The 22,939-nt window shown below is 71.6% G+C and carries 22 protein-coding genes; 15 read left to right on the top strand and 7 right to left on the bottom strand.

All coding sequences use genetic code 11. The features are described from left to right. Positions 1 to 72: 72 nt before the first annotated feature. Complete coding sequence (locus ABZ622_RS05925) at positions 73 to 513, bottom strand: hypothetical protein (RefSeq protein ID WP_360540780.1); 441 nt, start codon at positions 511 to 513, stop codon at positions 73 to 75. A 177-nt stretch (positions 514 to 690) separates the two neighbouring features. Further along, a complete protein-coding gene (locus ABZ622_RS05920; protein WP_360540778.1) occupies positions 691 to 2,016 on the bottom strand; it encodes a DUF2252 domain-containing protein in 1,326 nt (441 codons plus the stop codon). 229 nt (positions 2,017 to 2,245) lie between these two features. On the opposite strand from ABZ622_RS05920, the gene dnaE reads away from it, so the two are divergent. Beyond that, the gene (gene dnaE / locus ABZ622_RS05915) at positions 2,246 to 5,785 is read left to right on the top strand and encodes a DNA polymerase III subunit alpha (RefSeq protein ID WP_360540776.1); all 3,540 of its coding nucleotides are present in this window, start codon (positions 2,246 to 2,248) and stop codon (positions 5,783 to 5,785) included. Between the two features lie 94 nt (positions 5,786 to 5,879). On the opposite strand, the gene ABZ622_RS05910 is transcribed toward dnaE, so the two are convergent. Further along, complete coding sequence (locus tag ABZ622_RS05910) at positions 5,880 to 6,059, bottom strand: hypothetical protein (protein WP_360540774.1); 180 nt, start codon at positions 6,057 to 6,059, stop codon at positions 5,880 to 5,882. Between the two features lie 224 nt (positions 6,060 to 6,283). Here ABZ622_RS05910 and ABZ622_RS05905 point away from each other — a divergent pair, with 224 nt between their 5' ends. The 4 genes from ABZ622_RS05905 to ABZ622_RS05890 all read left to right on the top strand — a co-directional run bounded on the left by ABZ622_RS05905 (position 6,284) and on the right by ABZ622_RS05890 (position 10,525). Then, complete coding sequence (locus ABZ622_RS05905) at positions 6,284 to 7,567, top strand: NYN domain-containing protein (RefSeq protein WP_360540772.1); 1,284 nt, start codon at positions 6,284 to 6,286, stop codon at positions 7,565 to 7,567. Between the two features lie 145 nt (positions 7,568 to 7,712). Further along, entirely contained in the window at positions 7,713 to 8,687 is a 975-nt protein-coding gene (locus tag ABZ622_RS05900) for an ABC transporter ATP-binding protein (RefSeq protein ID WP_266919251.1), read from the top strand. A gap of 253 nt (positions 8,688 to 8,940) precedes the next feature. Further along, complete coding sequence (locus ABZ622_RS05895) at positions 8,941 to 9,669, top strand: ABC transporter permease (RefSeq protein WP_266919253.1); 729 nt, start codon at positions 8,941 to 8,943, stop codon at positions 9,667 to 9,669. 34 nt (positions 9,670 to 9,703) lie between these two features. Further along, on the top strand, positions 9,704 to 10,525 hold the full coding sequence (locus ABZ622_RS05890; RefSeq protein ID WP_360540770.1) for an ABC transporter permease: 822 nt from the start codon (positions 9,704 to 9,706) through the stop codon (positions 10,523 to 10,525). Between the two features lie 179 nt (positions 10,526 to 10,704). Here the strand turns inward: ABZ622_RS05890 and ybaK are convergent, their stop codons facing one another. From ybaK to ABZ622_RS05870, 4 genes are all read right to left on the bottom strand, one after another. After that, the gene (ybaK, locus tag ABZ622_RS05885; protein WP_360540768.1) at positions 10,705 to 11,208 is read right to left on the bottom strand and encodes a Cys-tRNA(Pro) deacylase; all 504 of its coding nucleotides are present in this window, start codon (positions 11,206 to 11,208) and stop codon (positions 10,705 to 10,707) included. 32 nt (positions 11,209 to 11,240) lie between these two features. Beyond that, on the bottom strand, positions 11,241 to 11,984 hold the full coding sequence (locus tag ABZ622_RS05880; RefSeq protein ID WP_360540766.1) for an LON peptidase substrate-binding domain-containing protein: 744 nt from the start codon (positions 11,982 to 11,984) through the stop codon (positions 11,241 to 11,243). Between the two features lie 5 nt (positions 11,985 to 11,989). Beyond that, entirely contained in the window at positions 11,990 to 13,027 is a 1,038-nt protein-coding gene (locus ABZ622_RS05875) for a hypothetical protein (protein ID WP_360540764.1), read from the bottom strand. 268 nt (positions 13,028 to 13,295) lie between these two features. Then, on the bottom strand, positions 13,296 to 14,897 hold the full coding sequence (locus ABZ622_RS05870; RefSeq protein ID WP_360540762.1) for an oxidoreductase: 1,602 nt from the start codon (positions 14,895 to 14,897) through the stop codon (positions 13,296 to 13,298). Positions 14,898 to 15,035: 138 nt separating this feature from the next. On the opposite strand from ABZ622_RS05870, the gene hisD reads away from it, so the two are divergent. The 10 genes from hisD (at position 15,036) to ABZ622_RS05820 (ending at position 22,926) form a co-directional block, all read left to right on the top strand. Beyond that, positions 15,036 to 16,358: a histidinol dehydrogenase gene (hisD, locus tag ABZ622_RS05865; protein WP_360540760.1), complete on the top strand. Its 1,323-nt coding sequence runs from the start codon at positions 15,036 to 15,038 to the stop codon at positions 16,356 to 16,358. Continuing rightward, positions 16,355 to 17,503 (top strand): histidinol-phosphate transaminase, encoded by a 1,149-nt coding sequence (locus ABZ622_RS05860; protein ID WP_360540758.1) that lies wholly within the window; start codon positions 16,355 to 16,357, stop codon positions 17,501 to 17,503. The genes hisD and ABZ622_RS05860 overlap by 4 nt, the downstream gene beginning before the upstream one ends. A gap of 115 nt (positions 17,504 to 17,618) precedes the next feature. Next, positions 17,619 to 18,215, top strand: a complete 597-nt coding sequence (gene hisB, locus ABZ622_RS05855; RefSeq protein WP_360540756.1) for an imidazoleglycerol-phosphate dehydratase HisB — start codon at positions 17,619 to 17,621, stop codon at positions 18,213 to 18,215. After that, positions 18,212 to 18,379, top strand: a complete 168-nt coding sequence (locus ABZ622_RS05850) for a hypothetical protein (protein WP_266916492.1) — start codon at positions 18,212 to 18,214, stop codon at positions 18,377 to 18,379. Before hisB ends, ABZ622_RS05850 begins: the two co-directional genes overlap by 4 nt. Positions 18,380 to 18,390: 11 nt before the next feature. Continuing rightward, the gene (gene hisH, locus ABZ622_RS05845) at positions 18,391 to 19,032 is read left to right on the top strand and encodes an imidazole glycerol phosphate synthase subunit HisH (protein ID WP_360540754.1); all 642 of its coding nucleotides are present in this window, start codon (positions 18,391 to 18,393) and stop codon (positions 19,030 to 19,032) included. After that, positions 19,032 to 19,757 carry a bifunctional 1-(5-phosphoribosyl)-5-((5-phosphoribosylamino)methylideneamino)imidazole-4-carboxamide isomerase/phosphoribosylanthranilate isomerase PriA gene (gene priA, locus ABZ622_RS05840; protein ID WP_124718208.1) on the top strand — a complete coding sequence of 242 codons (726 nt, stop codon included), beginning with the start codon at positions 19,032 to 19,034 and terminating at the stop codon, positions 19,755 to 19,757. Before hisH ends, priA begins: the two co-directional genes overlap by 1 nt. Then, a complete protein-coding gene (locus ABZ622_RS05835) occupies positions 19,754 to 20,152 on the top strand; it encodes a RidA family protein (protein WP_266916496.1) in 399 nt (132 codons plus the stop codon). Before priA ends, ABZ622_RS05835 begins: the two co-directional genes overlap by 4 nt. Further along, positions 20,149 to 20,904 (top strand): imidazole glycerol phosphate synthase subunit HisF, encoded by a 756-nt coding sequence (gene hisF, locus ABZ622_RS05830; RefSeq protein WP_360540751.1) that lies wholly within the window; start codon positions 20,149 to 20,151, stop codon positions 20,902 to 20,904. Before ABZ622_RS05835 ends, hisF begins: the two co-directional genes overlap by 4 nt. A 154-nt stretch (positions 20,905 to 21,058) precedes the next feature. Further along, on the top strand, positions 21,059 to 21,646 hold the full coding sequence (locus ABZ622_RS05825) for a helix-turn-helix domain-containing protein (RefSeq protein WP_360540749.1): 588 nt from the start codon (positions 21,059 to 21,061) through the stop codon (positions 21,644 to 21,646). A gap of 26 nt (positions 21,647 to 21,672) precedes the next feature. After that, the gene (locus ABZ622_RS05820) at positions 21,673 to 22,926 is read left to right on the top strand and encodes an MFS transporter (RefSeq protein ID WP_360540747.1); all 1,254 of its coding nucleotides are present in this window, start codon (positions 21,673 to 21,675) and stop codon (positions 22,924 to 22,926) included. The last annotated feature ends 13 nt before the right edge of the window (positions 22,927 to 22,939 follow it).

The raw sequence follows: 22,939 nt of genomic DNA, 5'->3' as shown, positions 1-22,939 counted from the left end.
CCTCCGGGACGGGCACGACGGCCCGCCGGAGGCCGCGGATCAGCTCGCCCCACTACCGTGCGCGGATGATGCCTAGCCGCAGGGCGGGGTGGCCGCGGGGGTCTCGAAGGTGCCCTGTCCCTGGACCTTGATCAGCCCCACGTACTTCTTGCCACAGGGGTAGCTCATGTTCCAGGTGGCGTTGGCCCGCTCGCCGGTGCTGATGGTTTTCAGCGCGCTCCAGGACGTGGTGGACACACGGAACCCGAGGTTCGCCTTGATCGTCGAGCCACCGCTCTTGGTGTAAAAGACCTCGATACGGGAGGGGCTCGTGTTCAGGGAGATGCAGAGCTGCCCGTTGCTCAGGCTGGTGCACTTGACCCTGTCGCTGGCCGTGACCGAAACGTTCTGCGACGGCTGTGCGGCGGCGACGGAGGCGGAGGTGTCGCGCTCGGTCGCGTGAGCGGGAGCGGCGAGGAGCGAGGCTCCAGCGGCTATGCAGGCGGCAGCGGTCAGCGTGACTCGACGACTCACGGGGTTCCTCCTTGATGACTGGTCAAGATCACGCCGGTGACGCTACAAGCGGGCAACCGTGGTGCCAAGGGGGTTTTTCTGGAGCCGAAAGGGGCGAAATCAAGCCATCCGCCGACGGTCGCCGCGCGGACACGGGCGGAGCTCCAGCGGCTCCCGTCGGTTACCGGGGGGGGCGTGTCAGAGGCCCGGGATGCGGCCGTTGCGGAAGAGGTCCACGAAGATCTGGTGGTCGGCCCGGGCCCGGGCGCCGTAGCTGTGGGCGAAGTCCACCAGCAGCCCGGCGAAGCCCTCCTCGTCGGCCGCGATCGCCGCGTCGATCGCCCGCTCGGTGGAGAACGGCACCAGCGAGTGGCCGCTCTCGTCGTCCGCCGCGGAGTGCATCGTCGCCGTCGCCCTGCCGAGATCGGCGACGACCGCCGCGATCTCCTCCGGCTCGTCGATGTCGGACCAGTCCAGATCGACCGCGTACGGGGACACCTCGGCGACCAGCTGCCCCGCCCCGTCCAGCTCGGTCCAGCCCAGCCACGGGTCGGCGTGCGCCTGCAGGGCGCGCTGCGAGATCACGGTGCGATGGCCCTCGTGCTGGAAGTAGCCGCGCACCGCGGCGTCGGTGATGTGCCGGGAGACGGCGGGCGTCTGTGCCTGCTTGAGGTAGATCACCACATCGTTCTCCAGGGCGTCGCTGTTGCCCTCCAGGAGGATGTTGTACGAGGGCAGCCCGGCCGAACCGATCCCGATCCCACGACGGCCCACCACATCCTTCACCCGGTACGAGTCCGGGCGGGTCAGGCTCGACTCCGGCAGCGTCTCCAGATAGCCGTCGAAGGCCGCCAGCACCTTGTAGCGCGTCGCCGCGTCCAGATCGATGGAGCCGCCGCCCGGGGCGAACCGGCGCTCGAAGTCCCGGATCTCCGTCATCGAGTCCAGCAGCGAGAACCGGGTCAGCGAGCGGGCGTCGCGCAGCGCGTCCAGCAGCGGACCCTCGGCGGTGTCCAGTGTGAACGGCGGCAGCTCGTCGTTCTTCGCGCCCGTCGCCAGCGCGTGGATCCGCTCCCGGTAGGCGGTGGCGTAGACCCGCACCAGCTCGCTGATCTGGTCGTCGCCCAGCGCCTTCGCGTACCCGATCAGGGCGACGGAGGCGGCGAACCGCTTGAGGTCCCAGGTGAACGGGCCGACGTACGCCTCGTCGAAGTCGTTCACGTTGAAGATCAGCCGGCCGTTGGCGTCCATGTACGTGCCGAAATTCTCCGCGTGCAGATCGCCGTGGATCCACACCCGGCCGGTCCGCTCGTCCAGATACGGGCCGCCGTGCCGCTCCCGCTCCAGGTCGTTGTAGAACAGGCACGCCGTGCCCCGGTAGAAGGCGAAGGCCGAGCCCGCCATCTTGCGGAACTTGACCCGGAAGGCAGCCGGATCGGCGGCCAGCAGCTCCCCGAACGCGGTGTCGAAGACCTCAAGAATCTGCTCCCCGCGCTGCGCTGCGCCGGTCTGCGCTTCCGACATCTCTGGGTGCCTCCTGGTACCTGACGTGCATGACAGACGTGCATGACAAATGGGACGGGCGTCTCAGCCCTTCAACGCGCGACCGTACCCGTGAGTGCCCGTCGTCCGTCACCTCGAAGACGTAGACTTCCACGCTGTCCCCCCAGCCCGTCATCGCCCGCCCGTCGCCCGACCGCCGCCCCTCACGGAGGCGCTCCGCGCCGCGCCGGCACATCGGAGGCACAGCGCCGTGACCAAGCCGCCTTTCACGCACCTTCACGTCCACACCCAGTACTCGCTGCTGGACGGTGCCGCGCGGCTCAAGGACATGTTCGAGGCGTGCAACGAGATGGGCATGTCCCACATCGCGATGACCGACCACGGCAACCTGCACGGGGCCTACGACTTCTTCCACTCGGCGCAGAAGGCGAACGTGACGCCGATCATCGGCATCGAGGCGTACGTCGCCCCCGAGTCGCGCAAGCACAAGCGGAAGATCCAGTGGGGACAGCCGCACCAGAAGCGCGACGACGTCTCGGGTTCGGGTGGTTACACCCACAAGACGATCTGGGCGTCCAACGCGAAGGGCCTGCACAACCTCTTCAAGCTGTCCTCGGACGCGTACGCCGAGGGCTGGCTGCAGAAGTGGCCGCGCATGGACAAGGAGACCATCGCCCAGTGGTCCGAAGGCCTGATCGCGTCCACCGGCTGCCCCTCGGGCGAGGTGCAGACCCGGCTGCGGCTCGGCCAGTTCGACGAGGCGGTCCAAGCGGCCTCCGACTACAAGGACATCTTCGGCGAGGGCAAGTACTTCCTGGAGCTGATGGACCACGGCATCGAGATCGAGCGCCGGGTCCGTGACGGGCTCCTCGAAATCGGCAAGAAGCTGGACATCCCGCCGCTGGTGACCAACGACTCGCACTACACCTACGCGCACGAGGCCACCGCGCACGACGCCCTGCTCTGCATCCAGACCGGCAAGAACCTCTCCGACCCGGACCGCTTCCGCTTCGACGGCACCGGCTACTACCTCAAGACGGCCGACGAGATGTACGCCGTCGACTCCTCCGACGCCTGGCAGGAGGGGTGCGCCAACACCCTGCTGGTCGCGCAGCAGATCGACACCACCGGCATGTTCGAGAAGCGCGACCTGATGCCGAAGTTCGACATCCCGGACGGCTTCACGGAGATCACCTGGTTCCAGGAAGAGGTCCGCGTCGGCATGGACCGGCGCTTCCCGGGGGGTGTCCCCGAGGACCGGCAGAAGCAGGTCGAGTACGAGATGGACATCATCATCCAGATGGGGTTCCCGGGGTACTTCCTGGTCGTCGCCGACTTCATCATGTGGGCGAAGAACAACGGCATCGCGGTCGGCCCCGGCCGAGGCTCCGCCGCCGGTTCGATCGTGGCGTACGCGATGGGCATCACCGACCTCGACCCGATCGAGCACGGACTGATCTTCGAGCGGTTCCTCAACCCCGAGCGCGTCTCCATGCCCGACGTCGACATCGACTTCGACGAGCGCAGGCGCGTCGAGGTGATCAGGTACGTGACGGAGAAGTACGGCGCCGACAAGGTCGCCATGATCGGCACGTACGGAAAGATCAAGGCGAAGAACGCCATCAAGGACTCCGCCCGGGTCCTCGGCTACCCGTACGCGATGGGCGACCGGCTCACCAAGGCCATGCCCGCCGACGTCCTCGGCAAGGGCATCGACCTCAACGGCATCACCGACCCCAAGCACCCGCGCTACAGCGAGGCGGGCGAGATCCGGGGGATGTACGAGAACGAGCCGGACGTCAAGAAGGTCATCGACACCGCGAAGGGCGTCGAGGGGCTGGTCCGGCAGATGGGCGTGCACGCCGCCGGCGTCATCATGTCCAGCGAGCCGATCGTCGACCACGCCCCGATCTGGGTCCGGCACACCGACGGCGTCACCATCACGCAGTGGGACTACCCGCAGTGCGAGTCGCTCGGCCTGCTGAAGATGGACTTCCTGGGCCTTCGAAACCTCACCATCATGGACGACGCCGTGAAGATGGTGGAGTCCAACAAGGGCGTCAAGCTGGACCTGCTCGGCCTCCCGCTGGACGACCCCAAGACCTACGAGATGCTCTGCCGCGGTGACACGCTCGGCGTGTTCCAGTTCGACGGCGGCCCGATGCGCTCCCTGCTGCGCCAGATGCAGCCCGACAACTTCGAGGACATTTCCGCCGTCTCGGCCCTGTACCGGCCGGGCCCGATGGGCATGAACTCGCACACGAACTACGCCGAGCGCAAGAACGGCCGCCAGGAGATCACCCCGATCCACCCGGAGCTGGAGGAGCCCCTCAAGGAGGTCCTCGGCCTCACCTACGGCCTGATCGTGTACCAGGAGCAGGTGCAGAAGGCCGCCCAGATCGTCGCCGGCTACTCGCTCGGCGAGGCCGACATCCTGCGCCGCGTGATGGGCAAGAAGAAGCCCGAGGAGCTGGCGAAGAACTTCGTCCTCTTCGAGGCGGGTGCCAAGGAGAAGGGCTTCTCCGACGCCGCGATCAAGGCGCTGTGGGACGTGCTGGTCCCGTTCGCCGGCTACGCCTTCAACAAGGCGCACTCCTCCGCGTACGGCCTGGTCACCTACTGGACCGCGTACCTCAAGGCGAACTACCCCGCGGAGTACATGGCGGCGCTGCTGACCTCGGTCAAGGACGACAAGGACAAGTCGGCGGTCTACCTCAACGAGTGCCGCCGCATGGGCATCAAGGTGCTGCCGCCCAATGTGAACGAGTCCCTGTCGAACTTCGCCGCCCAGGGCGACGACGTGATCCTCTTCGGCCTCACCGCCGTGCGCAACGTCGGCCAGAACGTCGTCGACTCGATCATCCGGTGCCGCAAGGCGAAGGGGAAGTACAGCACCTTCCCCGACTTCCTGGACAAGGTCGAGGCGGTCGTCTGCAACAAGCGCACCGTCGAATCGCTGATCAAGGCCGGCGCCTTCGACGAGATGGGCCACACCCGCAAGGGCCTGGTCGCCCACCACGAACCCATGATCGACAACGTGGTGCAGGTCAAGCGCAAGGAGGCCGAGGGCCAGTTCGACCTCTTCGGCGGCATGGGCGAGGAGGAGAGCGACGAGCCGGGCTTCGGGCTCGACGTGGAGTTCTCCGACATCGAGTGGGAGAAGTCCTACCTGCTGGCCCAGGAGCGCGAGATGCTCGGGCTGTACGTCTCCGACCACCCGCTCTTCGGCCTGGAGCACGTGCTGTCCGACAAGGCGGACTCCTCGATCTCCCAGCTGACCGGCGGCGAGCACGCCGACGGAGCCATCGTCACCGTCGGCGGCATCATCTCCGGCCTCCAGCGCAAGATGACCAAGCAGGGCAACGCCTGGGCCATCGCCACCGTCGAGGACCTGGCCGGTTCCATCGAGTGCATGTTCTTCCCGGCCACCTACCAGCTGGTCTCCACCCAGCTCGTCGAGGACACCGTCGTCTTCGTCAAGGGACGCCTGGACAAGCGGGAGGACGTGCCCCGGCTGGTCGCCATGGAGATGCAGGTCCCCGACATCTCCAACGCCGGGACCAACGCGCCGGTGGTCCTCACCATCCCCACCGTCAAGATCACCCCGCCCATGGTCAGCCGCCTAGGCGAGGTCCTCAGCAGCCACCGGGGCGACACCGAGGTACGGATCAGGCTCCAGGGCCCCCGCAAGACCACGGTGCTCCGGCTCGACCGGCACCGGGTCAAGCCCGACCCGGCGCTCTTCGGTGACCTGAAGGTGCTGCTCGGCCCGTCCTGCCTGGCCGGCTGAGGCACGGGAGCAGACGTACGAGAGGGGCGCCCCGCGAAAGCGGGAGCGCCCCTTTCGGTCAACCGGCCCGCGGCCGGACCGGAGAAGTCTCCGGTCAGTTGTGGCCGAAGCGCCGCTGGTGCTTACGGGCAACATCGGCAGGGCTGCCCTGGGCCTGCGACTGAGGCTGTATCTGAGACTCGTACGCAGTCGTCTTCGTCTCTTCCGCACCGCGCTCCGGACCGGACGCGCGGTTCTGCTGGCTACCCTGCTTGCGGTTCTTGTTCTTGGCCATGGTGTTCCTCCTAAGGAAACTCTCGGGGCCAGGACCGCGTTCAGATTCACATAGCGGGATAGACCGTGCATGTTGGATCATTACCGTGCGTAGTGGGGGTGCATGACGCGCCGTTTTCCGGATCCGCCACGCCGATGATCGAGTTCCGGCCGTCAAGCCCTGCGCGGTCGGGCAGACTCGAAGGAAACCCCTGGCAAAGACCGCACCCGAACTTCTGGAAGAGGGTGGATCGCGTGGACCGTTGCGTCGTCCTGGTGGACGCCGGCTACTTGCTGGGCGCAGCCGCGAGCCTGCTGGCCGGAGAGCCCGCCCGTTCCCGCATCACGGTCGACCACGCGGCGCTGATCCGGGGCCTGCGCGAGCGGGCCGAGGCCGACACACAGCAGCCGCTGCTGCGGATCTACTGGTTCGACGGCGCCCCCGACCGGGTGCCGCAGCCCGAGCACCGCAGACTGCGCGTGATGCCCCGGGTCACCGTCCGGCTCGGCGCTCTCACCCGCAGTGACGGGCGCTGGGCGCAGAAGGGCGTCGACGCCGCGATGCACGCCGAGCTCACCGAACTGGCCAGGAACCGGGCCTGCTCCGACGTGGTGCTGGTGACCGGCGACGGCGATCTGCTGCCCGGTCTGATGTCCGCCAAGGAGCACGGCGTCGCCGTGCATCTGTGGGCCGTCCAGGCCGCCGACGGCGACTACAACCAGTCCGAGGACCTGGTGGCCGAGGCCGACGAACGAAGGGTGCTCGACCGGGCCTGGATCACCCAGGCGGTACGGGCCAAGGAGACCGGCGGCGTCTGCGCCCCGCCCCCCGTGCCCCGTCCGGAGATCGCCGCGATCCTCTCCGCGCCGCTGCCCGAGGCCGCTCTCGCCGCCTCCGCCGAGCGCGCCTCGGAGGCCCGGGCGGCGGCCGCCGTCAACGGCGCCCCGGCGCCGCCCGAGGAGATCACCGACACCGACCGCCCCGGGCACGGCGGGCGGGGCGTCCCCACCCCCAAGGACCTGGCGGGCAGCCTGCGCGGCCCCGGCGCCCAGCCCGACCGGCACCTCCCGCAGCCCTCGCCCGCCGGCGCGACCCTGCGCTGGTCCTCCGACAAGAGCTGGGCGGAGCGCGGCGGACCGCTGGGCGAGCCCGCCGAGACCGCCTCGCTGCCGACGCTGGCCCAGCTCACCAGCGCCGAACAGCGCTGGGCGGACCGCGAGGAGGACATCACCACCGTCGGCGGTGACCCTTTCGAGGTCGGCCAGGTCTTCGCCCGCCGCTGGATGGAGCGACTCCCGGAGACCGTCCATCTGCAGAAGCTCTCGACCATGTATCCGCGCATCCCGCACCGCATCGACGGCGAGCTGCTGCGTTACGCGGCCCGGTTCGGCCTGCTCGCCCACAAGGACGACCAGATCGACGAGCACGACCGTTACGCGATCCGGGCGGGATTCTGGCGGGAGATCGATGTGCGGGCCGCCGCCGAGCACACCCCCGCGGCGGAGCGGACGACCCCGCCCGCCGGCTGACGGCCGGGCCGGGCCGCGGGCGGGCGACCCGGGCACGCCCGGGGCCCCTCCGGCGTGGCCCCGGGCGCAATACGGGGCATCCGACCCCGTACCCTCGTACCTCGTGAGTACGGGCACAGCACAGGCGCAGCCGGCGACCGGGACCGTGTGCGCGGTGCGTGATCTGGTCAAGACCTATCGCGCAGCCCGCGGCCGCCGCGGTACCCCCGCCACACCCGAGGTGCGCGCCACCGACGGGATCAGCCTGGACGTCCGGCGCGGCGAGATCTTCGGGCTCCTCGGCCCCAACGGCGCCGGGAAGTCCACCCTGGTACGACAGCTCACCGGGCTGATGCGCCCCGACTCCGGCAGCGTCACCGTGCTGGGCCACGACCTCGTGCGCCACCCGGAGCGCGCCTCCCGGCTGATCGGCTACCTCGGGCAGGAGTCGACCGCCCTCGACGAGCTCACCGTGTCGCTCGCCGCCGAGACCACCGGACGGCTGCGCGGCCTCGCCGCGGCGGACGCCCGCGCCGAACGTGACGCCGTGCTCGGCGAACTCGGCCTCACCGAGATCGCCGGACGCCCCCTGAAGAAGCTCTCCGGCGGCCAGCGGCGGCTGGCCTGCTTCGCCGCCGCGCTGGTGGGGGAGCGGCCGGTGCTGGTGCTGGACGAGCCGACCACCGGCATGGACCCCGTCGCCCGGCGCGCCGTCTGGGCCGCCGTGGACCGGCGCCGGGCCGAGCGCGGCACGACGGTGCTGCTCGTCACCCACAACGTCATCGAGGCCGAGACCGTCCTCGACCGGGTCGCCGTGATCGAACGCGGCCGGGTCATCGCCTGTGACACTCCGACCGGGCTCAAAGAACGGGTGGCGGGCGAGGTCCGGGTGGAGCTGGTGTGGCGCGACCGGGCGCCGCTCGACGTACCCGAGGTGGCCGCGTTGCGCGGCTCGGCCCAGGAGTCCGGGCGGCGCTGGGTGCTGCGGCTCGGTCCCGACGAGGCGCGGGCCGCGGTCGCCGCGGTGACCGGCGGCGCGGCCTTCGCCGCCCTCGACGACTTCACGCTGGCCACGCCCAGCCTGGAGGACGTCTATCTCGCGCTCGGCGGGGACGCGACCAAGGGGCTGGTGAAGTCATGACGGGGGCCGGCGGGGTGGTCGGGACCGGAGGGGCGGCCGGGGCGAGTCGTACGGCCGGGGTCAGCGGGACGACCGGGTGCGGGTGCGCGGCCGGGCAGGCAGCGAACAGGAGCAGCGCCAGGTGACGAGCATCGTTCCCGCGCAGGCGGTGACCGGACCCGTCCGGACCGCGCAGGACGGCCCCGCGGGTCTTCTCGGCGACGGCTCCGGCCGCGAGGAGACGGCGCCCGCGCCGCTCGCCCCGCGGGCCCGGCTGTTCCCCTCGCTCGCGGCGGTCTACCGCGCGCAGCTGTCCAGGGCCAGGGTCGCCCGCATCCCGCTGCTCTTCGTCGCGACCTTCCAGTCCGTCGGGATCATGGTGCTGATGCGCGGGGTGGTCGACGGCGGCTCCGAGGCGCGGGCCGTCGTCGCCGGCTCCAGCGTCCTCGTCGTGGCCTTCGTGGCGCTCAATCTCCTCGCCCAGTACTTCGGGCAGCTGCGGGCCGGCGGCGGGCTCGACCACTACGCGACCCTGCCGGTGCCGCCCGCCGCGGTGGTGCTCGGCGCGGCAGGGGCGTACGCCTCCTTCACCGTGCCCGGCACGATCGTCACGGCCGTGGCCGGCAGCGTGATGTTCGGGCTCCCGCTGACGCATCTGTGGGTGCTCGTCGCCGTCATCCCGCTCTCCGGGGCGGCGCTCTCGGGGCTGGGCGCGGCGCTGGGGCTGCTCGCGCCCCGGCAGGAGCTGGCCACACTGCTCGGCCAGCTGGGCATGTCGGCGGCGCTGCTGCTCGGTGTCCTTCCCGCCGACCGGCTGCCGACGCCGGTCGGCTGGGCGCGCGACCTGCTGCCCTCCACCTACGGTGTCGAGGCGCTCGCGCGTTCCTTCGACGCCCACCCGGACTGGGCGGTCGTCGCGCTGGACCTCGCCGTCTGCGCGGTGGTCGGCGTCCTCTCGCTGGCCGCGGCGACCTGGGCGTACCGCAGGGCAGCGGTCCGGTGAGGCGCGGCGCGGGGGCGCCTGGCACGATGGCACGGTGACCGCACCTCTGACGCCGCCTCACCAGCCCTCGTCCAACGATCCCTGGCAGACCCCGCCGAACTGGGGTGGCCCGGGGGGATCCGGCGGGCCCGGTCGGCCCGGTGGTCCGGGTGGAGCCGGTGGGTACTACCCGGGGACCCTGCTGGAGTCGCAGGAGGAGAAGGACCGCGGGCCGGATCTGCGGAGGGCCGCGGTCGTCACCGCTCTGGTCACCGTCTCGGGCATCGCGCTCGGGCTCCTCTGGCTGTGGCTGGCGCCCAGGGTTCCGCTGATCTCCGACAGCACCGCCGTCTTCCTGAACGACAGCGAGGGCGAGGAGGCGATCGGCGCCGACGGTACGTTCGTGCTGCTGGGGCTGGCCTTCGGGGCGCTCTCCGCGGCACTGGTCTTCTGGTTCCAGCGGCGCGGCGGCATCGCGCTGGTGATGGGGCTCGCGCTGGGCGGACTGCTCGGTTCGCTGCTGGCGTGGCGGCTCGGGGTGTGGCTCGGGCCGACCCAGGACGTGGTCGCGCACGCGCGGGCGGTCGGCAAGGGGGTCGTCTTCGACGCGCCGCTCCAGCTGCGGGCGAAGGGGGCGCTGCTGGCCTGGCCGCTGGGGGCGATGGCGGTGCATCTCGGGTTGACGGCGCTGTTCGGGCCGCGGGATCCGGAGCCGGAGTGGGGGGCGTTTTCGTTTCCTGGTGCGCCTGGTGCGCCTGGTGCGCCTGGTGCGCCTGGTGCGCCTGAGGCGCCGGGTGTGTCCGGGGTGAACGGGGCAGGGGGGTCTGCGGGTGAGGGGGCGCCGCCTGTGCCGCCCACGCCGCCTGCGAAGCCGTAGGGCCGGTGGGGGTGGGTGGGGCGCCGCTGCGCGGGGCTTGTCCCCTACCCGCCCCTTCCCGAACCGGGGCTCTGCCCCGGACCCCGGTCCTCAATCGCCGGACGGGCTCGGAGGTGCGGACGGGCCCGGAAGCCCGGGCGGGCTCGGAGGTGCGGGCGGGCTCGGAGGTGCGGGCGGGCTCAGGCGCGGCCGATGTCCGCGAGTACCGCGTCCGTCAGTGAGGCCAGGTCTGTCGGGGAGAGTTCGACCTCCAGGCCTCGGCGGCCCGCCGAGACGCAGATCGTGTCGTGTGAGCGGGCCGACGCGTCCAGCACCGTGCGCAGCCGCTTCCGCTGGCCCAGTGGGGAGATGCCGCCCCGCACGTAGCCGGTGGTGCGTTCCGCGGCTGTCGGGTCGGCCATGGTGGCGCGTTTGCCGTTCACCGCGGCGGCCAGGGCCTTGAGGTCCAGTGAGCCGGCCACCGGGACCACCGCCACGGTCAGTGTGCCGTCGACGTCCGCCACCAGGGTCTTGAAGACCCGGTCGGGGGAGACGCCCAGGGCCTCGGCTGCCTCCTCGCCGTAGGAGGCGGAGGCCGGGTCGTGGTCGTAGGCGTGGACGGTGAACGCCGTGCCGGCCGCGGTCAGGGCGACCGTGGCCGGGGTGCCGCCGGACTGTTGCTGCTTCTTGGGCTTCTTCGCCACGGGGGCGGGTCCTCGGTCGATCGGTGGTCGGATCAGTTGGGGTGGGTCGGGGCGCGGGTCAGATCCACCGCGGGCAGCGACGGCAGATGGCGGATGACCGCGGTCTCGGCGCGCAGCAGCGTCAGTTCCTCGCGCAGCCGGGTCGCGGTGTCGGGCGCCTGGAGCAGCCGTTGCCTGGTCGGGACGTCCAGTACGGCCGCCGCCGCGACCAGGTACGAGACGACGGAGGGGTCGTCGGGCAGGTCCGCGCCGGTCGTCAGCGACCGTTCGCTCGCCCCGGCAAGCCGCTTCTGGTAGCTGCGGAAGGCCCGCAGCACGCCCTCGGCCAGCGCCCCCGCCTCCTCGCCGGTCTCCTCGTCCAGCTCTTCGAGCTCGGCCGTCAGATAGGGGCCGCTCGCCTCCACGGAGAGCAGCTTGACCCGGGTGGTGCCGGTCGCCAGGACCTCGAAGCTGCCGTCCGGCCGCTCCCGGATCTTCGCCGCGTCGGCGATGCAGCCGACCCGGTGGAAGGTCTGCGCAGGGTCGGGGCCGAAGCCGTCCGCGGGGCCGCGCTCGGCGGGGACGTTCACCGCGTCGGGCATTCCGGCGCCCGTCGGGGCGGTCTCGCGGCCGTCGCGGATCGCGACCACGGCGAACCGGCGGGGTTCGTCCTCGTCGGTCTTCAGGAGCTCGCGCATCATGGCGCGATAACGCTCCTCGAAGACGTTCAGCGGCAGCACGAGGCCGGGGAACAGCACCGCGTTCAGCGGGAACAGAGGCAGGCGAGCGGTGGTCACAACGGTCAAGCGTAATGGCCGCCGGGCCCGCCCCGGTCGGCCCGTCCCGCGAACGGTGCCGCAAAGGCCGCCCGGAGCCGTGTGTCGTCCCGCGCCTGAAGGAACCGGCCGAGCGGATCCTCGGAGACCGACGACCACGGGAACGACGCGGCGTACGGTCCGATCCGCCGGAACTGTTCCAGGGCCTCGTCCCAGCGTCCCCGGCCGACCAGCACGAAAGCCAGCAGATTGCGGACCTCGGCGGACCAAGGGTCGCCCGGCTCGAACGAGGCGGACAGTGCGATGGCCAGATCCGCCGCCGCGTCGATCCGCTCCTCCTGCACCGAGGTGGTCCGGGCGCCCGGACCCTCGATCAGCAGGGCGAAGGCCGCCCGCAGCGGCAGCGCCTGCACCAGCGAGCCGGGCAGCGAGTCCTCGGCGGCCCGCTCCGCGAAGTCGAAGCACTCGCGGTGCGAGCCGTACCAGGCCGCGGAGAGGTATCGCAGCGCTGCGACATGGCAGCCGTAGTGGTGCGAGGAGCGCTGGATCGCCTGCTCCCACAGCGCCTCGAACGTCGTGTGCGTGGCGTGGGTGCCACGGGCGTGGTCGAGCGCGAGGCGCCAGGGCACCGGGTCGCGCGGATCGCTCTCGGCCGCCGCCGAGATCAGCGGCCCCACCTCGCGCAGCTGCTCGGCCCGGGCGGGCGACTCCCAGGCCCGGCGGACCGCCAGCTGGGCCTTGACGAGCAGCGCGTCCGGGTCGTGCGGGGCGGCGGCCAGCCAGTCGGTCAGCCAGCCGTCGCGGCTGCGGGCGAAGGTGACGAGCCGGCCGAGATACCGGTCGCGGTTCTCCCACTCGGCGCCGTCCCGGGTGGTGGCCAAGAGTTTGGCGGCCGGTCCGTACTCCCCGAGTGCGGCGGCGACGAGTGCCGGGGAGAGCCGCTCGTCGGGGGCGTCGAGCAGCACCTCGTCGTCGGCGGGCAGTCCGGCGGGCCCCTGCGAGGGGTGCCGGACCGCGCGCGCGGCACGGAGCAGAGCACGAAGGATTGGCATGGTGCAGACCATTGAAAAGCCCTGGTCGGAGCGGCGCCAGAGGCTCGCTGTGAAGCTTTGGTGCCGAGTGAATGGGTTGTACTGGAGCGGGTCAAGAAGGAGTAAAGGAAAGTGTGGAATCTGGCTTGTTCCTGCGGTTCCGGCCGAAGGTGTACGGCACTTCGGACGTAGCTCGGGCGGTCGTTCGACCACGGTGTACGGGCGTCGTACCGGCCGTTCGGCGGAACGGGCCGCGAGCCGCCGGACGGCCCGCGGCCCGGTCCGCCGTGGCCGGATCCGGTCAGCCCCGGCGGAGCAGCCGTGAGGCGCCCGCCGCCACGGTCGTGGCCAATATCCAGCCCAGCAGAACGAGCACGGCCGCCGCCCACTGCCAGCCGCCCTGCATCCGCCAGTAACCGTCCTGGCCCAGATTGATCACCGGGATCAGCAGATCCAGCGCGTACAGCGCCGGGTTCCACTGCGGATGCTCGTCCTGCTTGATCGCCGCCGGGACATGCTGGGCGAAGGCCAGCGCCCCCGCCGCCCACAGCAGGGCCATCCACACCGCGGCCCGCCCCGGCCGGTAGCCGTACGCCACCGTCCAGTCCTGGATGAAGCCCCAGAGCTTCCCGGCCGGCGGCAGCGTCTCGCGCCGCCGCCGCTGCTTGGCCAGCAGCACCTCCCGGGCGTCCGCGTCCTCCCCGCAGTTGCGCAGCACCGTCGCGAGGCGTTCGTACGGCTCCGGCACGTACTCCGGGGTCGCCGCCGCCACCCACTCCAGGCGCCGGGAGAGCGGGAAGTGCCCGTACGGGACGAGGTTCTCGTACACGAAACCGCCCATCGCCAGGCCGCCGGGCCCCGGCCAGCTCGTCGACACGTCGATCAGCGTGACGACCTTCGCGCCGTTCAGCACGACCCGGCCCTCCTCCGGCCGTTCCGCGTTGAACCGCAGCTCCGGGGTGACGATCCGGCGCAGCGACAGCTCCTCGTGCCGGGCCATCACGAACCGCGCCTTGTGCAGATCGACCGCGTCGCCGAACCGCCCGTCGTCCAGCCGCACCCCGCCACGGCAGTCGAGGACCTGCGAACGGGTGCCGCTCGCCGGGGTCGACGCCATGACGATGCCGTACGGGGGAGTGGCGCCCTGGATCCCGGTCTCCACGCTCACCCACGCCTCGCTCATGTACAGCGTCCGCTCCACGGTCAGCTGAGGGGCGTTCAGCGCGCGGCGCCCCTCCCTGCCACGCAGCCGGCTGCCGCGCAGGCTCAGCGAACCACCGACCTTCGCCCCGCGCAGGCTCAACTCGCCGCGCGCCTCGATCAGCTCCGCCTGCAGGTCCTGGGCGACCGCGAGACCGTCCCCGGCGAGCGCGCGCCCGCCCCGGTCCGGGCCGATCTCGATCTGGCTGATCAGCAGATCGGTGCCGATCTGGGCGTCGGTGAGCCGGATCCCGCGCGGGATCCGGCAGCGCGGCAGATGCAGATCGCCCTCGGTGCGCAGCCGGGCCGCCTCCAGCCGCGGCATCGCGCAGCCGACGATCCGCAACGTCGTGAAATGGCACTCCGGCAGCACCACCTCGTTCTCGAAGCGGCAGCCGGTCATCTCGACGTACGGCGCGACGCGCCCGCCCGCGAGGTCGAGCGTCCCGGTGATCCGCACCCCCCGGAGCTTCAGTGCCGCGACCCGTCCGGGGCGCGGCGGCGGCCCCGAGAGCAGCAGCCGGGCGACGACACGCCCGTCCACACTGCGCTCCGGTCCCCAGACGCGCGGCGCGAACGGATCGTCGCGCGCGGGATCGCGGGCGCGCAGATCGTAGGTGCTGCCGTTCCGGAAGGCCTGCCACATGCCCAGCTCGGCCGCGCTCAGACCGTCCGGAAAATCGCCGTCGTGCGGTTCGGTCACGGGTGCCCCTTCCGCTCGGAGCTGTTCTTCCCTCTGAGTGACGACGTGAACGCTATTGGTCAGCAGTGACAACCGGGACATGTATCAGCCAGTGATACGGGCGACCGGACGCCGGAGCCGGTCTGCGAGAATTGCGGTGTGATCTCTCGAATCGATCTGCGCGGCGATGCCCTCCCCGAGGGTGGAGCCCTGCGCGACCTGCTGCCCCGTGCCGAGTTCGACGTGGAAGCCGCCCTGGAGACGGTGCGGCCCATCTGCGAGGACGTACGCCATCGTGGCTCCGCGGCAGTGATCGAGTGGGGGGAGAAATTCGACGGCGTACGGCTCGAATCGATCCGGGTCCCGGCCGGGGCGATCGCCGAGGCCGTCGAGCGGCTCGACCCGGCCGTGCGGGCCGCCCTGGAGGAGTCGATCCGCCGCGCCCGCCTCGTCCACCGCGAGCAGCGCCGCACCACGCACACCACCCAGGTCGTCCCCGGCGGCACCGTCACCGAGAAGTGGGTACCGGTCGAGCGCGTCGGGCTGTACGTCCCGGGCGGGCGCTCCGTCTACCCGTCGTCCGTGGTCATGAACGTCGTACCGGCCCAGGAGGCGGGCGTCGAGGGCATCGCCGTCGCCTCCCCGCCGCAGAAGGACTTCGGCGGCCTGCCGCACCCCACGATCCTCGCCGCCTGCGCCCTGCTCGGCATCGACGAGGTGTACGCGGCCGGCGGCGCCCAGGCCATCGCGATGTTCGCGTACGGAACGGCCGAATGTCCTCCGGTCGACCTCGTCACCGGCCCCGGAAACATCTACGTCGCCGCCGCCAAGCGCCTGCTCAAGGGCCGCATCGGCATCGACGCGGAGGCGGGCCCCACCGAGATCGCGATCCTCGCCGACTCCACCGCCGACCCGGTGCACGTCGCCGCCGACCTGATCAGCCAGGCCGAGCACGACCCGATGGCCGCCGCCGTGCTGGTCACCGACTCCGAGGAGCTGGCCGCGGCCACCGAGGCCGAGCTGAAGCCGCAGATCGCCGCGACCAAGCACGTCACCGACCGGATCGAGCCCGCACTGGCCGGCCGTCAGTCCGCGATCGTCCTGGTCAACGACCTGGCGGACGGCCTCAAGGTGGTCGACGCGTACGCCGCCGAGCACCTGGAGATCCAGACCGCCGACGCCGCGGCCGTCGCCGACCGGGTCCGCAACGCCGGCGCGATCTTCGTCGGCCCCTGGTCCCCGGTCTCGCTGGGCGACTACTGCGCCGGCTCCAACCACGTCCTGCCCACCGGCGGCTGCGCCTGCCACTCCTCGGGCCTCTCCGTGCAGTCCTTCCTGCGCGGCATCCACATCGTCGACTACACGCGCGACGCCCTGGCCGAGGTCACCCACCACGTGGTGACCCTCGCCGAGGCGGAGGACCTCCCCGCCCACGGCGCCGCGCTCAAGGCCAGGTTCGGCGGAGAGGTCCCACAGCAGTGACGAACAGCGACACCCCGCGCAGGACCACCCGCATCGACGACCTCCCGATCCGCGACGAGCTGCGCGGCAAGTCCCCCTACGGGGCGCCGCAGCTCGACGTACCCGTGCGGCTGAACACCAACGAGAACCCCTACCCGCTGCCCGAGGCGCTCGTCGACCGGATCGCCGAGCGGGTCCGCGAGGCCGCCCGCGACCTCAACCGCTACCCCGACCGGGACGCCGTCGAACTCCGTACCGAGCTGGCCCGCTACCTCACCCGCACCGCCGGGCACGAGGTCTCGCTCGCCAACGTCTGGGCGGCCAACGGTTCCAACGAGGTGCTCCAGCAACTGCTGCAGACCTTCGGCGGCCCCGGCCGCACCGCGATCGGCTTCGAGCCCTCGTACTCCATGCACGCCCTCATCGCCCGCGGCACCGGCACCGGCTGGATCTCCGGACCGCGCAACGAGGACTTCACCATCGACGTCGCGGCCGCCGAGAAGGCCATCGCCGAGCACCGGCCCGACGTCGTCTTCATCACCTCTCCCAACAACCCCACCGGCACCGCCGTCGACGCCGGGACCGTGCTCGCGCTGTACGACGCCGCGCAGGCGGCCGGGCCGTCGATGGTCGTGGTCGACGAGGCGTACGGCGAGTTCAGCCACCACGCCTCGCTGCTCCCGCTGATCGAGGGCCGGCCGAACATGGTGCTCTCGCGCACCATGTCGAAGGCGTTCGGCGCCGCCGGGCTGCGCCTGGGCTACCTCGCCGCCGATCCGGCGGTCGTGGACGCGGTGCAGCTGGTGCGGCTGCCGTACCACCTGTCCTCCGTCACCCAGGCCACCGCGCTCGCCGCCCTGGAGCACACCGATACGCTGCTCGGATACGTCGCGCAGCTCAAGGACGAGCGCGACCGGATCGTCACCGAGCTGCGCGCCCTCGGCTTCGACGTCACCGACTCGGACGCCAACTTCGTGCAGTTCGGCCGCTTCGCCGACAGCCACACCGCCTGGCAGCGGATCCTCGACCGGGGCGTCCTGGTCCGGGACAACGGCGTACCGGGATGGCTGCGGGTCTCCGCGGGCACCCCGGCGGAGAACGACGCGTTCCTCGATGCGGTACGCACGCTTGCCAATGAGAACGCCAAGAAGGAGCACGACGCATGAGCCCCCGCGCAGGCCGCGTACCGCATCTCCCGGGGGACGACCCCCGCACCCCCAGCCGGCCTGGGGCCGACCGCGATCCGGCCCGGCGAGGCGAGCACAACCAAGGAGCAAACGCATGAGCCCCCGCGTAGGCCGCGTGGAACGCGCCACGAAGGAAACCTCGGTGCTCGTCGAGATAAACCTCGACGGCACCGGGAAGGTCGATGTGTCGACCGGGGTCGGGTTCTACGACCACATGCTCGACCAGCTCGGCAGGCACGGACTCTTCGACCTCACGGTCAAGACCGACGGCGATCTGCACATCGACTCGCACCACACCATCGAGGACACCGCCCTCGCGCTGGGCGCCGCGTTCAAGCAGGCGCTCGGTGACAAGGTCGGCATCTACCGCTTCGGCAACTGCACCGTCCCGCTGGACGAGTCGCTCGCCCAGGTCACCGTCGACCTGTCCGGCCGCCCCTACCTGGTGCACACCGAGCCGGAGAACATGGCGCCGATGATCGGCGCGTACGACACGACGATGACCCGGCACATCCTGGAGTCCTTCGTCGCGCAGGCGCAGATCGCCCTGCACGTCCACGTGCCGTACGGGCGCAACGCCCACCACATCGTGGAGTGCCAGTTCAAGGCGCTCGCCCGCGCCCTGCGCTACGCCGCCGAACACGACCCGCGCGCCGCCGGGATCCTTCCCTCCACGAAGGGCGCGCTGTGACCGGCCTCAACACCATCCTGATCGTCGTCGGCCTCTTCCTGGCCGGCGGCGTCTACTCCTTCGCGAAGCAGGGGATGCCCAAGGGCGTCGTCGTCCTGCTCTCGCTCGCCTCCGTGATGTGCCTGGTGGCAGGCATTCTGCGGATCCAGGGACTCTGGGACTGAGGGAACGAGCTGTGAGCGACAACAAGAAGGTCGTCGTCCTCGACTACGGCTTCGGCAACGTCCGCTCCGCCGAGCGGGCGCTCGCCCACGTCGGCGCGGACGTCGAGATCACCCGCGACTTCGACAAGGCGATGAACGCCGACGGGCTGCTGGTGCCCGGCGTCGGCGCGTTCTCCGCCTGCATGGACGGGCTGAAGAAGGCCCGCGGCGAATGGATCATCGGCCGCAGGCTCTCCGGCGGCCGACCCGTCATGGGCATCTGCGTCGGAATGCAGATCCTCTTCGAGCGGGGCATCGAGCACGGTGTGGAGACGGAGGGCCTGGACGAATGGCCCGGCACCGTCGCCCCGCTGAAGGCCCCGGTCGTCCCGCACATGGGCTGGAACACCGTGCGGGCCCCCGAGGACTCCCAGCTCTTCGCCGGTCTCGACCCCGAGGCCCGGTTCTACTTCGTGCACTCCTACGCCGTGCACGACTGGAGCCTGGAAGTCACCAACCCCAAGATCCGCGCCCCCCGGGTCACCTGGGCCACCCACGGCGAGCCGTTCGTCGCCGCCGTGGAGAACGGCGCCCTGTGGGCCACCCAGTTCCACCCCGAGAAGTCCGGCGATGCCGGCGCCCAGCTGCTGACCAACTGGATCGAGACGCTGTAATGCCGAAGCTTGAACTGCTCCCCGCCGTCGACGTCCGCGACGGCCAGGCCGTCCGCCTCGTCCACGGCGAGTCCGGCTCCGAGACCTCCTACGGGTCCCCGCTGGAGGCCGCCCTCGCCTGGCAGCGCGCCGGCGCCGAGTGGCTGCACCTCGTCGACCTGGACGCCGCCTTCGGTACCGGGGACAACCGGGCGCTGATCGCCGAGGTGGCCGGCGCCATGGACATCAAGGTCGAGCTGTCCGGCGGCATCCGCGACGACGCCTCGCTCGCCGCCGCCCTCGCCACCGGCTGCCGCCGGGTCAACCTCGGCACCGCCGCCCTGGAGACCCCGGAATGGGTCGCCAAGGTCATCGCCGAGCACGGCGACCAGATCGCCGTCGGCCTCGACGTCCGCGGCACGACGCTGCGCGGCCGCGGCTGGACCCGCGACGGCGGCGACCTCTACGAGACGCTCGCCCGCCTCGACTCCGAGGGCTGCGCCCGCTACGTCGTCACCGACATCGCCAAGGACGGCACGCTCCAGGGCCCCAACCTGGAGCTCCTGAAGAACGTCTGCGCCGCCACCGACAAGCCCGTCGTCGCCTCCGGCGGCGTCTCCTCGCTGGACGATCTGCGGGCCATCGCCTCGCTCGTACCGGACGGCGTCGAGGGCGCGATCGTCGGCAAGGCGCTGTACGCGAAGGCGTTCACCCTCGAAGAGGCGCTGCGGGTGGTCTCCGGATGAGCGACTCCGTCAACCGTGTCTCCTCCGGCGGCCCGTGGGAGGAGAAGTTCGGCTACTCCCGCGCGGTGCAGCTGCCGAACGGCCTCGTCCTGGTGGCCGGCTGCACCGCCGTGGAGAACGGGCAGATCTCCGCGGGCGGCCCGTACGAGCAGGCCGTCACCTCCTTCAGGATCGCCTTCGACGCGCTGAAGCAGTTCGGCCTGGGCCGCGAGGACGTCGTCCGCACCCGGATGTACATCACGCACGCCCGGGACGTGGACGAGGTCGGCCGCGCCCACAAGGAGCTCTTCGACGACGTCCGCCCCGCCGCGTCGATGATCATCGTGTCCGGATTCGTGGACCCGAGCCTGGTCGTCGAGGTCGAGGTCGAGGCCTACCGGGCAGGTGCGCGGTGAGCCTCGCGGTACGCGTCATCCCCTGCCTGGACGTCGACAACGGCCGGGTCGTCAAGGGCGTCAACTTCCAGAACCTGCGCGACGCGGGCGACCCCGTCGAGATGGCGAAGCTGTACGACGCCGAGGGCGCCGACGAGCTGACCTTCCTGGACATCACCGCCTCCAGCGGCGACCGGGAGACCACCTACGACGTGGTGCGCCGCACCGCCGAGCAGGTCTTCATCCCGCTCACGGTCGGCGGCGGCGTCCGCACCGCCGACGACGTCGACAAGCTGCTGCGGGCCGGCGCGGACAAGGTCGGCGTCAACACCGCCGCCATCGCCCGCCCCGACCTCATCCGGGAGATCGCCGAGCGCTTCGGCCGCCAGGTCCTGGTGCTCTCGGTGGACGCCCGGCGCACCCCCGCCGGCACCTTCGAGGTCACCACGCACGGCGGCCGCAAGGGCACCGGCATCGACGCCGTCGAATGGGCGCACCGGGCCGCCGAGCTGGGCGCGGGCGAGATCCTGCTCAACTCGATGGACGCGGACGGCACCAAGGACGGATACGACACCGAGATGATCACGGCGGTACGGAAGCACGTGACCGTCCCCGTCATCGCCTCGGGCGGCGCCGGCCGGCTCGACCACTTCGCGCCCGCCATCGCGGCGGGCGCCGACGCGGTGCTCGCCGCGTCCGTCTTCCACTTCGGCGATCTGCGGATCTCCGAGGTCAAGGACGCGCTCAGGGAGGCCGGCCACCCGGTCCGCTGAGCAGCCGTACGTACGAGCCCGACGCCGGGCGGAGCCGGGGAAACCGGCCCCGCCCGGCGTCGGGCTTTTCCGCGGCCACCACCGCCCAGGATTCCGCAGCTTTTATTGCGCAAGAAAGATTGCGCAAGTTTTCTTTTCCATCTACGGTCGGGGCATGGCAAGCAAGGAATCACGCCGGGTCTCGGACCTGGAGACCCTGAAGGCGTTCGGGCACCCCCTGCGGATGCGGCTCTACCGGGCGCTCTACATCGCCCGCACGGCCACCGCGTCCCAACTGGCCGACCAGGTCGACGAGGCGGTCTCGCTGGTCAGCTACCACCTGCGCAGGCTCGCCGACCACGGCCTGATCGAGGAGGCCGAGCAGCAGGGCACGGACGGCCGTGAACGCTGGTGGCAGCCCGCCTCGAAGGGGCTGAACTTCCACGAGGAGGACTTCACCGACGCCCCCGAGAAGGCCGCCACGCACGCCGCCGTCGGCCGGCTCTCCTTCGACCAGCACATCGAGCTGTACCGCCGCTACCTCGACTCGGCCCCGACCTGGCCACTGGAGTGGCGCAGCGCCGCCTCCAGCTCCGAGTACCTGGCCCGGCTCACCGCCGAGGAGCTCGCCGCGCTCACCCGCGAGATGCACGAGGTGGTCGACCGGTACGAGGAACTCGGCCGCGCCCGCGAGGACGCCGGGGACACGGAAGGCCGCGAGAACGTCGCCGTACACCTGTACACATTCCCGTTCCGCCCCTGACCCGCCGTCCCGGGAGGCCGACCCCCATGACCGTCATCACCGACACCGGAACACCCGCGCACACCGCGGAACGCCCCGCCCACCGCGACGCCAACGTCCTGCGCTGGCTCGGCGCCTACACCGCGTCGATGATCGGCGACAGCATCTACTACATGGCGCTGGCCTGGGCCGCCGCCCGCTCCGGCAGCCCCACCCAGACCGGCCTCGTCCTCGCCGCCGGCTCCATACCCCGGGCCGTGCTGATGCTCGGCGGCGGAGTGCTCGCCGACCGGATCGGACCGCGCCGCGTCGTCATCGGCAGCGACACCGCCCGCTGCCTGGTCGTCCTCGCCCTGGCCGGCGCGCTGCTGCTCACCTCGCCCGCGCTGTGGATGCTGATCGCCGTCGCGCTCGTCTTCGGCGTGGTCGACGCCCTCTTCCTGCCCGCCGTCGGCGCCCTGCCGCCCCGGATCACCGCCGCCGGAGAGCTGGCCCGGGTCCAGGGACTGCGCGGACTGGCCACCCGTACCGCCAATGTCGTCGGCGCCCCGCTCGGCGGCGTCGCGGTGGCCCTCGGCGGGCCGACGCTCGCCTTCGCCGCGGCCGGAGTGCTCTTCGCCGTGTCGCTGCCGCTGCTGCTGACGCTGCGGATCAGCCCGCTGCCCGGCCGGGAGACCGCCGGCCCCTCCGGCACCGCCTGGCACGACCTGGCCGACGGGCTGCGCCACATCCGCCGCCATCCGCTGCTCGGCCCGCTGATGCTGGTCGTCGCCGTCAGCGAGCTGGGCTTCGTCGGGCCGCTCAACCTCGGAATGATCCTGCTCGCCAAGGAGCGCGGCTGGGGCGCCTCCGGCATGGGCTGGGTCATCGCCGCGTTCGGGATCGGGGCCGGTGCGTCGGCCCTGCTGCTCACCGTGCGCGGCCGGGTACCGCGCGCCGGGCTGGTGATGTGCCTGACGGTACTGGTCGGCGCGGTCGCCATCGGGGCCCTGGCCCACCTCCCGTCGGTGGGCCTCGCCGTCGTCGCGGCCTTCTGCGTCGGGCTCTTCGCCGGGCTCGGCGGCACACTGTGCGGCGCCCTGATCCAGACCGTCACCGAGCCCGCCTACCTCGGCCGGGTCACCTCGGTTTCCACCCTCTTCACCCACGCGATCGCGCCGCTCAGCTACCCGGTCACCGGAGCGGCCGTCGCCGCCTGGGGGACGGGCCCGGTCTTCGTCGTCAGCGCCGGGGTGTGCGCCGCAGGGGCGGTCACGGGGCTGGCCATCACCGGGCTGCGCCGCGCGGAACTCCCGCGCTGACGCCCGCCCCGTA

This window comes from Streptomyces sp. NPDC007164, from assembly GCF_040634135.1.
In the GTDB taxonomy this organism is placed as follows: domain Bacteria; phylum Actinomycetota; class Actinomycetes; order Streptomycetales; family Streptomycetaceae; genus Streptomyces; species Streptomyces sanglieri.
This window is presented reverse-complemented; position numbering and strand designations above follow the sequence as displayed.

Coding starts and splice junctions, on each gene's coding strand:
- ABZ622_RS05920 (WP_360540778.1), bottom strand. CDS start 2,016: ATGTCGGAAGCGCAGACCGGCGCAGCGCAGCGCGGGGAGCAGATTCTT.
- ABZ622_RS05910 (WP_360540774.1), bottom strand. CDS start 6,059: ATGGCCAAGAACAAGAACCGCAAGCAGGGTAGCCAGCAGAACCGCGCG.
- ABZ622_RS05875 (WP_360540764.1), bottom strand. CDS start 13,027: ATGGTCTGCACCATGCCAATCCTTCGTGCTCTGCTCCGTGCCGCGCGC.
- hisB (WP_360540756.1), top strand. CDS start 17,619: ATGAGCCCCCGCGTAGGCCGCGTGGAACGCGCCACGAAGGAAACCTCG.
- priA (WP_124718208.1), top strand. CDS start 19,032: ATGCCGAAGCTTGAACTGCTCCCCGCCGTCGACGTCCGCGACGGCCAG.
- ABZ622_RS05835 (WP_266916496.1), top strand. CDS start 19,754: ATGAGCGACTCCGTCAACCGTGTCTCCTCCGGCGGCCCGTGGGAGGAG.
- ABZ622_RS05825 (WP_360540749.1), top strand. CDS start 21,059: ATGGCAAGCAAGGAATCACGCCGGGTCTCGGACCTGGAGACCCTGAAG.
- ABZ622_RS05820 (WP_360540747.1), top strand. CDS start 21,673: ATGACCGTCATCACCGACACCGGAACACCCGCGCACACCGCGGAACGC.